The sequence below is a fragment of the bacterium genome, from assembly GCA_020444325.1.
Taxonomy (GTDB): domain Bacteria; phylum Bacteroidota; class Ignavibacteria; order SZUA-365; family SZUA-365; genus BM516.
Map to the genome: position 1 here is coordinate 248,740 of JAHLLD010000004.1, position 15,511 is coordinate 264,250.

9 protein-coding genes and 1 tRNA gene are annotated in these 15,511 nt (G+C 55.1%); 3 read left to right on the top strand and 7 right to left on the bottom strand.

What is annotated here, in order from left to right; all coding sequences use genetic code 11:
• Positions 1–35 precede the first annotated feature (35 nt).
• Positions 36–1,931 carry an OmpA family protein gene (locus tag KQI65_07775; protein MCB2204632.1) on the top strand — a complete coding sequence of 632 codons (1,896 nt, stop codon included), beginning with the start codon at positions 36–38 and terminating at the stop codon, positions 1,929–1,931.
• Between the two features lie 528 nt (positions 1,932–2,459).
• Here the strand turns inward: KQI65_07775 and KQI65_07780 are convergent.
• On the bottom strand, positions 2,460–2,699 hold the full coding sequence (locus KQI65_07780) for a GIY-YIG nuclease family protein (protein ID MCB2204633.1): 240 nt from the start codon (positions 2,697–2,699) through the stop codon (positions 2,460–2,462).
• Between the two features lie 56 nt (positions 2,700–2,755).
• Positions 2,756–2,829 (bottom strand) — tRNA-Asp (locus KQI65_07785).
• A gap of 610 nt (positions 2,830–3,439) precedes the next feature.
• Between KQI65_07785 and KQI65_07790 the strand changes: the two genes are divergently transcribed.
• The gene (locus KQI65_07790) at positions 3,440–4,927 is read left to right on the top strand and encodes a DEAD/DEAH box helicase (GenBank protein ID MCB2204634.1); all 1,488 of its coding nucleotides are present in this window, start codon (positions 3,440–3,442) and stop codon (positions 4,925–4,927) included.
• Between the two features lie 79 nt (positions 4,928–5,006).
• Here KQI65_07790 and prmC read toward each other — a convergent pair whose 3' ends face one another.
• The 4 genes from prmC to KQI65_07810 form a co-directional block, all read right to left on the bottom strand.
• The gene (gene prmC, locus KQI65_07795) at positions 5,007–5,879 is read right to left on the bottom strand and encodes a peptide chain release factor N(5)-glutamine methyltransferase (protein ID MCB2204635.1); all 873 of its coding nucleotides are present in this window, start codon (positions 5,877–5,879) and stop codon (positions 5,007–5,009) included.
• 6 nt (positions 5,880–5,885) lie between these two features.
• Positions 5,886–8,282, bottom strand: a complete 2,397-nt coding sequence (gene lon, locus KQI65_07800) for an endopeptidase La (protein MCB2204636.1) — start codon at positions 8,280–8,282, stop codon at positions 5,886–5,888.
• Between the two features lie 158 nt (positions 8,283–8,440).
• Entirely contained in the window at positions 8,441–8,980 is a 540-nt protein-coding gene (locus KQI65_07805; GenBank protein ID MCB2204637.1) for a HEAT repeat domain-containing protein, read from the bottom strand.
• 10 nt (positions 8,981–8,990) lie between these two features.
• Positions 8,991–11,570, bottom strand: a complete 2,580-nt coding sequence (locus tag KQI65_07810; protein MCB2204638.1) for a plasma-membrane proton-efflux P-type ATPase — start codon at positions 11,568–11,570, stop codon at positions 8,991–8,993.
• Between the two features lie 424 nt (positions 11,571–11,994).
• Between KQI65_07810 and KQI65_07815 the strand changes: the two genes are divergently transcribed.
• The gene (locus KQI65_07815; GenBank protein MCB2204639.1) at positions 11,995–12,354 is read left to right on the top strand and encodes a DsrE family protein; all 360 of its coding nucleotides are present in this window, start codon (positions 11,995–11,997) and stop codon (positions 12,352–12,354) included.
• Between the two features lie 78 nt (positions 12,355–12,432).
• Here KQI65_07815 and KQI65_07820 read toward each other — a convergent pair whose 3' ends face one another.
• Entirely contained in the window at positions 12,433–15,348 is a 2,916-nt protein-coding gene (locus KQI65_07820; GenBank protein MCB2204640.1) for a choice-of-anchor D domain-containing protein, read from the bottom strand.
• Between the last annotated feature and the right edge of the window lie 163 nt (positions 15,349–15,511).

Here is a 15,511-nt window from a genome sequence, read left to right on the forward strand (position 1 = left end):
CCATCCGCTGTTACAGATATCAACAAGGTGCTATTATGACATTACGTTCGTTACTCTTTTTTCTTCTGCTGTGTCTTTCCGTCCCATTCACGCAGGCGCACGCCCAGTCGACAGGAAATCAGCTTTCCTTCGGCTTCGACGCGGGCGGTGTGAAATACTGGGGGGAATTCACGGATAATCAGTTCTGGCTCGCAGGCGACGCCTTCGCGCGATACAATATCATTCCGTATGTGTCCATCCATGCGATGGTGTCCTTCGGACAGGCACGATACAAAGTCGACCAAATGATCATCGATAATTTCCCGGAGTACTTCGGAGCAGACAGCCGTATCGGTGATTTTTATCCGGGATCGGGAACACGGATCGAGGAAAAAAACGCGGTGCGATTCTCCGCGTACGACCTGGTGGTCTCGGTGAATTTCTTCCCGGATCAACGCGTCGTCCCCTTCCTGTTTGCCGGTGTGGGACTCCTGGAATGGAATCCCGCAGTACTCACGAAAAATGAAGCGCTGCCCAACAAGGGAAAGAACGTGTACGATGGAACCCAGGTGACCGTCCCGTTCGGCCTGGGATTTGAATCGTACATCACCTCGAACCTTGTCATCAACGGCAGAGCGACCATGCGCGTCGCGGGAACAGATTACTTCGACGACCTGAAAGTGGAAGGGAGCGGCGATGACGCGCTGCTGACATTCGGACTCGGGCTCTCCTACTATCTCTTCGGTGCACGCGATACCGACGGCGATGGCCTTACCGACGACGAGGAGGAGGAGCAATTCAAGACCGACCCGAAGAATCCGGACACGGACGGCGACGGCCTGAATGATTATGAAGAAGTCCGCGTATACTCGACGGATCCGCTGGAATCCGATTCGGACGGCGACAACCTCACGGATTATGATGAAATATTCAAGCACGGAACCGCCCCGAATAAAACGGACACCGACAGCGACGGATTGGATGACGGGAAGGAAATTGCCCGGAGCACGAATCCGATGGTCCCCGATACGGACGGCGACGGCTTGATAGACGGAGACGAAGTCACGCAATTCAAAACCGATCCCGGCAAGGCGGATACCGATGCAGACGGTCTCAGCGATGGCGAGGAAATCCAGAAGTACACAACCGACCCGTTGGCCAACGACACGGATGCCGACGGCCTGCTCGACGGAGATGAGCTCAATACGTACAAGACGAAACCGACGGTCGCGGATTCCGACGATGACGGCCTTACCGATGGTGATGAGGTGCATCGATATAAAACGAATCCGCTCAAAAGCGATACGGACGACGATCGACTCAATGACGGCGAGGAAGTGCAGAAGCATAACACCAACCCGCTCATCGCAGATACGGACAGTGACCTTCTGATGGACGGTGAGGAAATCAGCGACCGCTACCGGACAGACCCGCTCGATCCGGACACGGACAGCGACACGATTATCGACGGCAAGGACGATTGTCCGCTGCTGCCGGGTGTCGCAAGCGCAGTCAAAGGACGCAACGGCTGCCCGGAGGCACCGAAAGTCGGTACCCGTCTGGATTTCCCTGATATCTTTTTCGTCGTGAACACCGATCGCTTCAACTACGAATTCCCGCAAACCCTGTCGAATCTCGATACCCTGCTCGCCTTCGTCAAGCAATGCGAGGGACTGCGGATTCGCATCGAGGGACACGCCTCGAAGGAAGGCTCTGACGAACGAAACCAGGAGCTCTCCGAAATGCGGGCCAAGCGCGTGAAGGACTGGCTGATCGAACGCGGCGTCTCCCGGGAAAAAATCGAGAGTACGCAGGGCTACGGTTCACGACAGCAAAAGGTCGCCGAACCCACGGGTCGTGCGCTCAAGAAGATGTCCGCCAGCCAGCTCGAGTCCATTCGAAGACTCAATCGACGCATCACCATCGAAGTCACACACACCTGCGACCAGTGATGAACAGTGAATCGTAACACACTTGCATGACTGCTTGGGCGATGGCAGGGTAAGAAACAGAGGAAAAACACATCTCATGTGAGATGTGTTTTTTTTTGTTCTTGACCCGAAGATGGGTGGAATGGTCCCGAGGAAACGGACACGTGGTTAACCAAAACAATCGTCACGCGACCTCCGCCTGATCAGCAGGACATCCGTCGCAAGATAGAGCGGCATGAGGCTGCCGATCGCAATTACATGCTCGAAAGCATCCAACTCCTCGAACTTCTGCAAAACGTTGTGAATGCTTACGTTAGGGCGGATATGCACACGGAATGTCGCATCCTCGATTTCGTGACATCGAACTCGATCCGGAAAGACGGATAGATTTATCCGAATTACCGGGAACCCCTTTGACATCATTGCACTTATGCGGGTGGAGGCGAAAACGAAACAAGCTGTTTCCGGTGAAGAAAACGGCTTGCGACTCGTTGGGCGGAGCGGACGAGACTCGAACTCGCGACCTTCCCGCTGTGCGGGACAGGCATTCTAGTCGCGAAGGGAGGAGATGTACGAGCGCGATTTGTGCCTCTTGATCTCGTATTCTCGGCGCAACGCGTCTCCACGCGATAGAAATTCCTCTTGATGAACCAGCCTCCAGGGCCGGTATGCTTTTGTTGCAACTGAGTGCCCGGCATTGTGCTTGCGGAGACGATGTTCAATATCCTTCGTCGAACCGATATAATATCGGCCTGTAGGCACACTCTCCAGGATGTAGACATAGTACATCACGATTCTCCCTATTGTGATGAAATGTAAAAGCCCCTCTTTTGAGGGGCTTTTTGCGGAGCGGACGAGACTCGAACTCGCGACCTCCTGCGTGACAGGCAGGCATTCTAACCAACTGAACTACCGCTCCGTATATTTTCTTCTTTTGGGGCCTCGGCTGGCTTCGCGACCTTCCCGCTGTGCGGGACAGGCATTCTAACCAACTGAACTACCGCTCCGTATATTTTCTTCTTTTGGGGCCTCGGCTGGCTTCGCGACCTTCCCGCTGTGCGGGACAGGCATTCTAACCAACTGAACTACCGCTCCGTATATTTTCTTCTTTTGGGGCCTCGGCTGGCTTCGCGACCTTCCCGCTGTGCGGGACAGGCATTCTAACCAACTGAATTACCGCTCCAATAGATCGCCTTCATTTGAGGCGTTAACAAATCTACAATGGATCGGGGATGAATGCAAGAGGTTGCGAAATATTTTTTGATTTTTTTATAGGAATTGGGAAAATATGGGTGTAGATTAGAATCTGCTGCAAGTAGCAGCGCCCGCCTCTGATTCACCCCATGTTTTCGGAAGCGGACCATATAAGAGATTCGCTCTCCGATGTTCGGCACTTCCGGGGGAACACTAAACACCACATGCCGACCCTGTGCGCCCTTCTGCGGCGGCAGCTCCGATCGTTGAGACGCAGCGCGTCTTGAACTTACCAGATAAGGATACATAACTGTATGCAATTCAATAAATTAGGATTGTCTCAACCTCTCCTCCGCGCAATTGAAGCCGTAGGATACGAGACACCTACTGAAATTCAGGCACGTGCCATTCCTCCCGCACTCGCTGGCGATGATCTCATCGGTCGAGCGAAAACAGGATCGGGAAAAACCGCTGCCTTTATCCTCCCTACGCTCGACCGTATCGTAAATGGCAAGCGTCCGGGACGCGGCGTCGTGCGCGCACTGGTGCTGACACCGACGCGTGAACTCGCACAGCAGGTCGCTGACTCTGCAAAACTTTACGGCCGTTACACCAAACTGAGCAGCGACGCCATGTACGGCGGCGTCTCCATCGAACCACAGCTCAAACGTATGCATCGCGGAATTGATGTTCTCGCAGCGACGCCCGGTCGACTTCTCGACCACATCGAGCGCGGCAGCGTAGACCTCTCGCAATGCGAGGTGCTCATCGTCGATGAGGCTGATCGCATGTTCGATATGGGCTTCATCAAGGATGTCAAGCGCATTATCGCGAAAATTCCGAAGAACAGGCAGACACTGCTGTTCTCTGCCACGATGTCAAAGGAAGTGCGCCAGCTTTCGACGCAGATCATGCGTGATCCTGTCAGCCTCGAGGTCGGCGTGGAAGACAAACCGGCAGAATCCGTCCGGCAGTCTTTCTACGCTGTCGAGAAGCCGAGCAAACTCGGACTTCTTCATCATCTGATAACCTCGCACAAGATGGAAAGCGTGCTCGTGTTTTCGAGAACAAAACACGGTGCGAATAAAATCGCACGTAAACTGGAGCGCAGTGGTATCGAAACCGGAGTGATTCATTCGAACCGTTCGCAATCCCAACGCCTCAGCGCACTCTCCGCCTTCAAGGACGGGCGGCATCGCGTCCTGGTCGCAACCGACATTGCTGCGCGTGGAATCGACGTGGTCGGTATTTCGCACGTAATCAACTACGATACCCCGACGTTTGCGGAAGATTATATCCACCGCATCGGCAGAACCGGACGCGCCGACGCCAAGGGCGATGCCATCACATTCGTTTCTCGTGACGAACGCGACAGTCTTCGTAAGATTGAGCGTTTCGTGGGGAAGGAGTATGAAGTCAGTCCCGCACCGAAAACAGGTGAGGTCCCTGATGTCGCCCCCGAGCGCATGGCTCCGGACGCAGGGAACAAGGCTCCTTCGCGGACGAAGTCAGGATCTCGTGCGAAGTCCCAGAAGCGCAGCAGTTCACGTGGAGACTTCAGGAAAGCGGGGAAGAAGCCGCACCAGGATCATGCCAGACCTGGAAAGCCAGGGAAGAAACGCCCGGTCGGCAATGCGCGGCGTGGTGGGGACAAGCGCCAGGAGTACCCGGACTTTGTTTTTCCCGCCGAAATGAGCACAGATCGAAAATCACGACCTGCCGGCAAGAAACGCGAGTCGGGAAACCCCGGAAGTTCATCGAAAAAGCGCAACACGGCCGCCAGTCCTGCAAAGAACCGGCGACGTGATCCCCGTTTCATGTAACAGAAATTATGCACTTTCTGCATAAAAAAACGTCCCTCATCGTGGGGGACGTTCTTTTTTTTGCAAAATTGACCGTTTTTCAGCCTTTCCAGGCGCTGACGACGCGTTCTATGCCCCCGTAGTCTTCGCGAATATGCACTTTCTGCATATTTGCATCCGTCAGCATGGCGGCTACGGTTTGCGCCTGACCGGCACCGACCTCGAGCAGGAGGAGTCCGCCGGTTTTCAGAAAACCCGGTGCGATCTTTACTATGCGCCGGTAAAAACGAAGGCCGTCTCCACCATCGGTGGCGGCGATCATGGGTTCAAAATCGCGGACTTCAGGCTGGAGGGTGGCGATATCGGCTTCGGGGATGTACGGGGGATTGGAGGCGACGATATCGAACTGTTCTCCACCACCGGGTAAGTTGTCCGTGAAGATATCATGTTCTACGAAGTCAATGCGATCGGCGACCTTGTTGCGTTCGGCATTGGCGGACGCGATGGCCAGCGCAGCTGCGCTGATGTCCGTGGCAACGACACGGATGGAGGGTAACTGCGCTGCGAGCGCGATGGCAATGGCGCCGCTGCCGGTACCGATATCCAGAATCTGCATATCGTCCGCGAGCTGCCCCGCCTTGTGGAAATCCAGAACGGTGTCGATCAGGTGCTCGGTGTCGGGACGCGGAATGAGTACGTCGGGTGTCACCTTGAACTCGAGTCCGTAAAACTCCGTGCTGCCTACGATGTACTGCACGGGCTCATGTTTGAGCCTCCGACGAACGAGTTCACGGAAAACGGTCAGCTCTTCCTCTTTCACCGGTTGATCGAAACGCAGATACATCTGCAGACGTTTTTGTCCAAGCACGTGCGCCAGCAGATGCTCGGCTGAAAGCTTGGCCTCGTCAATGCCTTTCTCGGCGAAAAATGTAGTCGACTTCTGTATAAGGGAAAGAACGGTTTCCTGCGGCATCGCGAGTTATTTGCGTTTTCCGAAAATGTGCGGGATAGCCTGGTCGATGGTGGACACAGGGATGATTTTCAGTCCCCGGCGAATCTTGATGGGGACTTCGGGAAGATCCTTCTTGTTGTCCTGCGGTATGAGCACGCGCTTGATGCCGTACCTGCGTGCGGCAAGCAGTTTCTCATTGAGCCCGCCAATGGCAAGCACATCACCATGCAGGGTGATTTCTCCTGTCATGGCGATATCCGGTTCCGGTTCCTTGCCAAGCAGCAACGACAGCATCGCGAGTGTCATGGTGATACCCGCCGAGGGACCATCTTTCGGAATCGCGCCCTCAGGGAGATGGATATGGATTTCCTTCTTCTCGAATGCATCGGTTGCGATGCCGAGCCGTTCTGCATTGGAACGCAGGTAGCTGAGTGCGGCCTGAGCGGATTCTTTCATCACGTCACCGAGCTGTCCGGTAAGCGTGAGCTTTTCCTGACCTTTCATCATGCTCACGTCCACATGGAGGATATCTCCACCGACGCTGGTCCATGCGAGCCCGATCATCGATCCAACTTTGCCTTTCCGGGCCAGCTCTTTCGCGCGATGCTTCGGCACTCCCAGGAATTTTTCCACACGTTTTTCGTCGACTACGAATGCCCTGGGGTCTTTTTTCGCGGCAGTGGCTTTACCCGCAAATTTGAAGACGATCTCTCGCGCGAGTTTGCGGCACAGGGTCGCGATGTTACGCTCGAGGTTGCGCACACCGGCTTCCTGTGTGTATTCCCGGATGATCTTCATCAATGCGTCGTCTTCGAACTTCACACCGAAATCGGCGAGCCCGTGCTCCTGAACCTGCTTGGCGATGAGGTGGCGCTTCGCGATTTCGAGTTTCTCATGCTCAAGGTAGCCCGGCAATTCAATGATTTCCATACGATCCTGCAGAGGCAGGGGAATCTGGTACTGCACATTGGCCGTTGTGATGAACATGACTTTCGAGAGGTCGTACTCGACGTCGAGGTAGTGGTCGTTGAACGTATTGTTCTGTTCGGGATCAAGCACTTCGAGCATGGCCGAGGTCGGATCGCCGTGGAAATCATGGCTCATCTTGTCAATTTCATCGAGCAGGATGACAGGGTTGGATGTCCCCGCCTTGCGTATGGCCTGAATGATTTTTCCCGGCATGGATCCGATGTATGTCCTGCGATGTCCACGAATCTCGGCCTCATCGTGTACACCGCCGAGTGAGATGCGTGCGAATTCACGATTCAGTGCGCGGGAAATGGATTTACCGAGAGAAGTCTTTCCGACACCCGGGGGACCCACGAAACACAGAATCTGTCCTTTCATTTCCTTGACGAGATTCAGTACTGCGATGTGTTCGACGATACGGTCTTTGGGTTTTTCGAGACCGTAATGGTCCTTGTTCAGCACACGGCGGGCATTACGGACGCTCAGGTTATCGTCTGAGAATGTTTCCCAGGGCATGGCCAGCAGCCAGTCGATATAATTGCGGCTGACCGTCGCTTCGGGCGACATCATCGGCGTTTTTTTCAGCTTGTCGAGTTCCTCGATTGCTTTGGCCATCACCTCCTCGGGCATACCCGATTCCATGATGCGCTCCTGCAATTCTTCAAACTCGCCTGACTCTACCTCGTCATCGTCGCCAAGCTCACGCTGCAGAATGCGGATCTGCTCCTGGATGAAGAACTTTCGCTGTGAACGCTGGATGTTGTCGTTCACTTTTTCGTCGATCTCATGTTCGACCTTCAGGATAGCGAGTTCATCATGAATGATGCGCATGATATGGTAGTACTGCTTCACCACATCCTGGATTTCCAGGATGGACTGCCGGGTTTCAATATCCACGAGCAGGTTGGCACTGACATAGTAGAGCTTTCGCAGCGGCTCGTCGATGTTTTCATAGCCGAAGAGTGATTCGTTCGGGATATCGCGATGCGTGCGTACGTAGTCTTCAAATGCAGTGTCGAGCTGGCGCATCAGCGCTTTCAGTTCCGTGTTCAGGCGTACCGGGGGGGTGATGACCTCAATGTCGGCACGGTAAAATCCTTCTTTCGCCTTGTCGATCTTATCGGCGCGGGCCTGAAAGAGCCCGTCAACAAGCACCTTCATCAATCCGTTCGGGAGTTTGAGTACCTGGAGGATACGCGCTACGGTTCCATTCGGATGCAATCCATTCACATCGGGCTCCTCTTCCTCCGGATCACGCTGCGCGCAGACGAAAAGGAATTTATCCTTCTCGATGGATTCCGTGACGGCGGCGATTGATGAATCGCGTCCCACAAGTACGGGAAATATCATGAAAGGAAAGATGACCACGTCCCTGAGCGGGATCAGGGGGAGTGTGGAAGGAATCTGATCCGGTGTGGGATCCTGTTCCAGATCTTGCTGTTTTTCGTCCTGCATATCAGCCTGTTGTTGTACGAAATAAAGGTCCGGGACCGCAGCTGCAGCGCGGGGAAGCTCCCTTCGTCCACGGACAATACAGCAAAATAGACCCGCCTGCGCCGAATGTCAATGCAATTGATGTTCTCGATGCAGGCGGGTCATTTCGAGTGGAGAGATCAGGTTGCTGACAGTTCCTGTATGCGATTGAGGAAATCGAAGGCACGGTTGCTGATGTTGCCGGCGGACTCTTTATGCCAGAGGGCGGAAATCAATTCATCGAGTTCTTCCTTCGCTTTGGACCTCCGCCGCAGGGCCTTGAGAACGTGATGCGCACCGTTGCGGACGACCTCTTTCTTGACGTTTGCCATGAGGTATTCCACAACTGGTATGACAGACTTTTGTCCGAGTTTGATCAATCCTTCGGCGGCAAGCCAGCGTACATCGAAATCTTCATCTTCGAGCGCGAGAAGAAAAAGTTCGAGCGCGTCAGGATCGGCGATCTGCACCAGTGCCTTGACGCATTCCCACCGGTATACATGTTTGGGGTGTTCAATCAGTTCGGCCAGGAAATCCACTGCCGGTGCTCCTATATCGGCAAGTGCCAGACGTGCCTGTTGCCGTTTGAGTCCTTCCCGGCTCCCCAGCTGTTCTATCAATGCAGGAATATGTGCGTATTCATCCTGCTTCAGCTTCTGTTCTTTATTTACGGTAGGCATGACGTACTCCTTAATGTGTGGATGGATGTCTGGCGAAGAGCCATGAACCGGAATGTTCGAATATACGGTAGGCGATGATCTTGATACGATCATTTACGAAGAACCACGCCAGCGCGTATCCCCAGATGAGGAGAGAGAGCTGCCAGCCGATCGGGGTCATGAAGAAGCCGTAGACTGCCGCTAGTGTAGCGAGGATTTTCGTGATGACGGCGGACCAGAACAGAACGGGGGAAGGCTTGCTCGACCAGAATGCCCCGCGCGTACGCGTTACGAAAATGGTCAGATGTCCCGCCACGGCCAGCTTCAGGAACATGAAGGTCTGAATGACGCTGGGATCGAGATGCATGACACGCTCGGCGATGAAGAAGAGTCCAAAGGAGGCAATGACGCCCGCAGTACCGAGGACGCTTGAGATGGACAGCACGAGGGGCAGATTCCACCGCTCCGGTTTCTCGCCTCCTCGCACATTGTCATAGGCGATCGCGAGTATGGGACCGTCATTGAGCAGCGCGAGGAATACGATCATGATCGCGGTGACGGGGTAGAAATTGAAAACGAGGATGGAAAGCGTCATGAACAGCAGCACACGCAGCGTTTCGGCGATGCGGTAAATCGCGTAGCTATTCATGCGCTGGAAGATTTTACGGCTTTCCCTGATGGCGTCAATGATGACGGAGAGTCCGGGAGTGACGAGCACGATGTCTGCGGCGGTCCGCGCCGCATCCGTAGCGCCGGATACTGCGATCCCGGCATCCGCCCGTTTCAGCGCCGGAGCATCGTTGACGCCGTCGCCGGTCATCGCCACCAGGTGCCCACGTTTCTGCAGCGATTCAATGATGTGATATTTGTGCTCGGGGAAGACCTGGGCGAAGCCGTCGATCGCTTCAATCCGTTTTTCCATTTCCCCGGATTCATGCGATTTCGTTTCCTCGAGAACACGTGCATCCATGATGTTCTTTTTCATGCCGAGCTGTCCGGCAATCTCTTTGGCGATAGCTACCTGATCACCGGTGACCATTTTCACATCGATGCCCATTGATGCCGCAGTGGCTACAGTATCGCGTGAATCATCGCGTGGAGGATCGTAAAGGGGAAGGACGGCGAGATAGTGAAACTTATCGTTGCCGTCGGTTCGCGCTACGCCAAGCGAGCGGTATCCACGGGACGCGAAATCATCAACAATGCCCTCGACTTCCTCGCGGATGTCGTCTGCCTCAGCAACAAGTTCAAGAATCATCTGCGGGGCACCCTTGCTGACACGAAAACGGTTCCCGTCAGCGTCTTCCACTTCAGCTTCGGTGCGCTTGTGCACAGGATCAAACGGGGTAAAGTGCAGCACCTTGTACGTGCTGAGTTTCTTTTCATCTTTCACTGCGCCGATCACCGCCGTGTCGATGGCATCCTGATTCTCCTCACGTGATGCGAGCGCACCTGCCAGCACGGCTTCCTCAACCGTTGCATCGCCAAGACATGCCGGATCTCCAAGCGTGAGTTCGTTTTTCGTCAGTGTGCCTGTTTTGTCGGAGCAGAGGACGTCGGTTCCCGCCAGTTCTTCAATAGAAGAGAGACGGCTCACCAGGGCATCCTTGTGCGAGAGCAGGCGCGCACCCACAGCCATGGTGACGGACATCACCGCCGGCAGTGCGACCGGTACGGCCGCAATGGTCAGGATGAGCGCAAACTGAAGCGTATCGAGAATGGATTCGCCGCGAAACAGGGCGACGGCAAAAATCAGCACAACCAGGGCAATCGCGATGACGATGAGATAATCACCGATTTTCAGCACCGCCTTCTGGAAATGACTCTGCGTATGCGTCTCCTCGACCAGGCTGGCGGTTTTTCCGAAGAACGTGTGTGCGCCGATCGCGCTGACGACAGCCTGCGCCTCACCACTGCGGATGATGGAACCGGAATACACGGTTTCTCCCAGTTCATGCGTGACGGGGAGTGATTCACCGGTGAGCGCCGACTGGTCGACTTCGATCTCATCTCCATCAATCACGACGGCATCCGCGGGAATAATATCACCGAGGCGCAGTTTTATTACATCACCGCGGACAAGCTCACGTGATGGAATGCTGCTCCATTTCCCTCCACGCCGAACGCGCGCATGAAGCGCAAGTTTGGCCTTCAGGGCGTCGATGGCATTTCCTGCCTGGAATTCCTCCCAGAAACCAACGATACCATTCATGAACAGCAGTACGAGAATGATGACGAAATCCGCCCAGTGTCCCACTACCGCCGAAAGCACCGTCGCGATTTCGATCATCCAGGGAATGGGGCCCCAGAAATACCGCAGGAAGACGAGTATGGGATTCTGCTTCTCTTCATGCAGTTCGTTGTAGCCATCCGCCTCCAGACGGTGTCCGGCTTCTTCTTCCGTCAGTCCCTCGCGGCTGCTGTTCAATTCCTTCAGCACCGCATCGGGATTCTTCTTCTCGTCTCGTGGTGTAGGTGATCCCTCATCGTCATCCCCGGAACCCCTGTCGCCGTTTCCTGAATCCGCTGATGAACGCGACGGTTCTTCAGGTTCATCCGTGTCTTCGTTGATGAGTGTGGACTCGTCCACAGAGTGCGTTGATTTATTCATTGTAATCTCCCGTGACGTGTAACTGGGATGCGAAGTGGGCCATCCGTGCAGCATCCGGGCCGCGCCGGAACTACCGATGCGGGGTGGACCAGAATCTGCTCCGCGTTTGATTTAATACTATGATCTGAGAGGGAATGACGTTTTTCGGGGAATCGGCATGTCATGCCGATGGGGAAGGAGGAATCGAAGGCCGTGTGTTGAATGCGTTGTGCCATGTTTTTGACTCGGGATGTTGCGCGCTCGTTGCAGAGCAGCATGGACAGACCCGACATCATCAGAACAGTTGACATTCCGGCTTCGTTCCGAATCGGATATATTGTAACCAGATTCAGCTTCCGACCGGAAGCATGTCCATCGATGAGCCGGTGACGAACCAGCTCAACATTCTGAAATCGGCATATTCATCATCGAATCCGGAGAATACATGCAGAGAATTCTGATCATCATCAATGATGCCCCATACGGCACGGAGAAGGCATACAATGCGCTGCGCATGGCCATGACCCTGCAGAAAGAACATGGCGACGCTGTCGAGGTGCGCGTTTTTCTGCTCGCCGATGCTGTGTTTTGCGGACTCCCAGGTCAAAACACGCCGGAAGGATACTACAACATCGAACGGATGCTTGCATCCGTCCTTCGCAAAGGCGGTGAAGTGAAGAGCTGCGGCGGATGCTCGCAGGCCCGCGGCATCGCAAACATGTCCTTCATCGACGGTGTGCAGCTGAGTAATATGAAGGAATTTGCACAATGGACTGTCGAGTGTGAGAAGGTGCTCACGTTTTAGTGTAACCCATATACAAGGGGCGCATCCAATTACGTCTTGGATGCGCCCCTGGTCAGGTTCAGGATTTACGGAATGATGTTACCGCGTCAGGATCATCCGGCCGTACGCCTGTCTCGAGCCGACACGAAGGACGTAGAAATACAGTCCCGGCGTGTTGCCCGCAGGCGTCCACTGCACAGAGTGCATGCCCGGACGCTGTGCTTCGTCGACCAGCGTGGCAGCGACTTCGCCAAGCGTGTTGTACACGGTGACGCGTACCGGCGCCGAGGTCTTCAGGTCGTACCGGATGGTGGTCGAGGGATTAAAGGGGTTGGGGTAATTCTGGTACAGCGTGAAGGCGCCGGGGAAGGCCTGCAGTTCCTGCACAGCTGACGCCTCGGTGCCTGTTCCATCAAGAAGCACGGTGTCGGGTGAGGAAATGGCATTGCTCTCGATAATGAGCATACCACTTATCATACCCATACTTGCCGGTGTGAAGCGGATGGAGTCTGTGTAGGATGCGCCCCCCTGCACGTCGAACTGCGTTTCGTCTACGGTGAAATCCGCGCTGGTTGATGTGACGGATGTGATCATCAATGTGAGTGAACCGGGATTGCTGATCGTCAGGGCGAGACTTTTTTCCGAGCCCATCTCCACGCTGCCGAAGGAAAGTTGTGCCGGAGCGAAGGTGATGGCCGGATCGATGGTGCCGTTGCCGTCGACGGCAATGGTGTTCGGGGAGGATGCAGCATTGCTCTCGATGGTGAATTCCCCGCTGACCTGTCCCTCTGCCATCGGCGTAAAGCGCAGGGTGAGTGTGGCCGTTCCTGCCGGAGGAATGTCAGCCGTTGCGCTTTCGAGGGTGAAGCTCGCATCGTCGGCCGTGAACGAGGAAATCGTGAGCGTTTCGTTCCCGTTGTTGGTGAGGACAACCGTCGTGTCCTTGTACGAGCCCATGGGGACATCGCCGAAGGAGATGGCGGCGGGATCGATACCAAGGCTGACCTCAGTGACGCCCGTTCCGGAGAGCGGGAGGTTGGTCGGAGAAGTGGGAGCATTGCTTGTAATCGTCAGCTGTCCGGAGAACGATCCCTTGGTGGCCGGGGTGAAGCGAACGGAATCGACGAGGTCTTCGCCCGGGGGAAGAATGGCGGAGGCGACGTCAACCACGAAGTCGTTTGATGACGATTTGATTTCCGTGATCGTGAGCGTATCCGTGCCAGGATTGGAGATGGTGAGTCCGATGACTTTGGTTGTACCGACGCTCACACTGCCAAACGCGATGGCAGGACGATCAGTTTCAATTGCAGGGAAGGCGATGCCAGTACCGGAAACCGTGACGACGTCGGGACTGGTGACGGAACTGCTTTCCACAGTGATCTCCGCGTTGAAGCTGCCTTTCATGGTTGGTGTGAAGGCGACTTCGGCGCTGATCTGTTCGTTGGGGTCGATGGTGTTCTTTTCTGCCATCAGGCTGAACTGTGGATCATTGGAGGTGACCGAAGAGATGGTCACCGTTTCACCGCCGATGTTCGTCAGCGTGATGGTTTTTTTCGATGTCTTGTTCAGGACCACATTCCCGAAGGAAGCGGATTTCTCCGAGAAGCTCAGGATCGGCGGCTCCGTCGGGAAACTGCCGTCCGCGAGAATTCTCGACGCATAGATTTCCGCGTTGGAGAATGATGGACGATAATCTTCCCAGGTAACGAGTGCACCATTCGCTCCGTCGGGTATCATCTGCGGGAACTGCTTGCCATTATCAGCGGTGCATACCGGGGCCCCGGCATCGGTCCACTGCACATCGCCCGCTGCCGAAACCCGCTGCGCGTAAATATCGCTGTTGAGCGTTCCGCGCGTTTTGTCTTCCCAGGATACAATGATACCGCCGTTCTCATCGGGAATGACAAAGGTTGCGACCTGCTCGCCGGAGCGATTGGAGAGACGTACGCCATCCGCCGACCAGGATTTCGTGCCGTTGATATCAAAGATCTGCGCATACGCAGCTCCCTTGCCGCCACGCGTATCCGACCAGGCAAGCGCGAACATTCCATTGCCGAGTGCGGCGGGATGCTGATATGATTGTCCACCTGTGGTCGAAACAACCTTCTGCGAACTTCTGGAACCGCTGGTGTCGAGCGTCACGGCGTACAGGATGGGAGTCGAACCGGAGCCCCAGTCCGTATAGGCCAGCAGCGCATTTCCGTCAGCATCGGATGCGAGGAATGGAGTGTCCTGGCTCCCGCTGCCATTTGCGATCGCCAGTCCATTACTCGCCCAGAGTACCGTGCCGTTTCCATTAATATGCTGTGCATACACATCGTACTCGGGACGAGGGAAATACGCGTAGGCGATATAGGCACCGCCGTGACCATCGCTCGCAATGCTCGGGGCATTGGAAAAACGCAGCTTTCCGGAGATGAGGGATGCAGTACCCCAGACAAATGCACCATCCTTGTCGAGACGCTGTGCATATATCTTGCTGGTCGGAGGCCACCCGCCTGTTGCGCCGTTCCAGGTGACGATCATGCCGCCCATGCCATCCGTCGTCACCTTGGGATCGGACTGATTCGTCGTGTCGAACGTGATCTGAACACCATCCTTATCCCACAGCACATTGCCGGAGGAATCGATGCGCTGTGCGTAAATGTCGTTGTTGCCGTTACGTGTATCCGTCCAAGCGATCAGCGCGCCATTTTCGCCATCGGATACCATATCCGGTTTGGACTGTGAAAGCCAGGACTTATTGACAACGTTACCGTTGACTGTCCAGCGCACATATCCGTCCTTGTCAATACGCTGCGCATAGATGTCGAAATCGCTGCCAGTACGCTGGTCATGCCAGCAGATGATGGCGCCGCCGCGTCCGTCGCTGATGATACGAGGAGCATTCTGATTGCTTCCTTCCTGGCAGATCACATTGTTCAGCGATGGATCCGATTTCCACTGCGCCTGCGCAAACATGAAAGGAAGGAGTAAGAGGAGGGGAACAACATGTCGCAACTTCAGTGATATCATGGCTTCTCCAGTGAGTTCAACTGTCGTGGATGGAATCCCTCGCGTGAACAACCGTGCGGCGTGCCTGACCAGTTATCACTGCCGGGCCCGGGTGCGTGCCGCCCGGAACCGGTGTTATGGTTGATACTGAATCTTATCGAACCATCTGATCTTGACGGAGAAG

What these genes read in the sequence shown, in the direction of transcription:
- KQI65_07775 (MCB2204632.1), top strand. Translation starts at nt 36, where the DNA reads ATGACATTACGTTCGTTACTCTTTTTTCTTCTGCTGTGTCTTTCCGTC.
- KQI65_07780 (MCB2204633.1), bottom strand. Translation starts at nt 2,699, where the DNA reads ATGTACTATGTCTACATCCTGGAGAGTGTGCCTACAGGCCGATATTAT.
- prmC (MCB2204635.1), bottom strand. Translation starts at nt 5,879, where the DNA reads ATGCCGCAGGAAACCGTTCTTTCCCTTATACAGAAGTCGACTACATTT.
- lon (MCB2204636.1), bottom strand. Translation starts at nt 8,282, where the DNA reads ATGCAGGACGAAAAACAGCAAGATCTGGAACAGGATCCCACACCGGAT.
- KQI65_07805 (MCB2204637.1), bottom strand. Translation starts at nt 8,980, where the DNA reads ATGCCTACCGTAAATAAAGAACAGAAGCTGAAGCAGGATGAATACGCA.
- KQI65_07810 (MCB2204638.1), bottom strand. Translation starts at nt 11,570, where the DNA reads ATGAATAAATCAACGCACTCTGTGGACGAGTCCACACTCATCAACGAA.
- KQI65_07815 (MCB2204639.1), top strand. Translation starts at nt 11,995, where the DNA reads ATGCAGAGAATTCTGATCATCATCAATGATGCCCCATACGGCACGGAG.
- KQI65_07820 (MCB2204640.1), bottom strand. Translation starts at nt 15,348, where the DNA reads ATGATATCACTGAAGTTGCGACATGTTGTTCCCCTCCTCTTACTCCTT.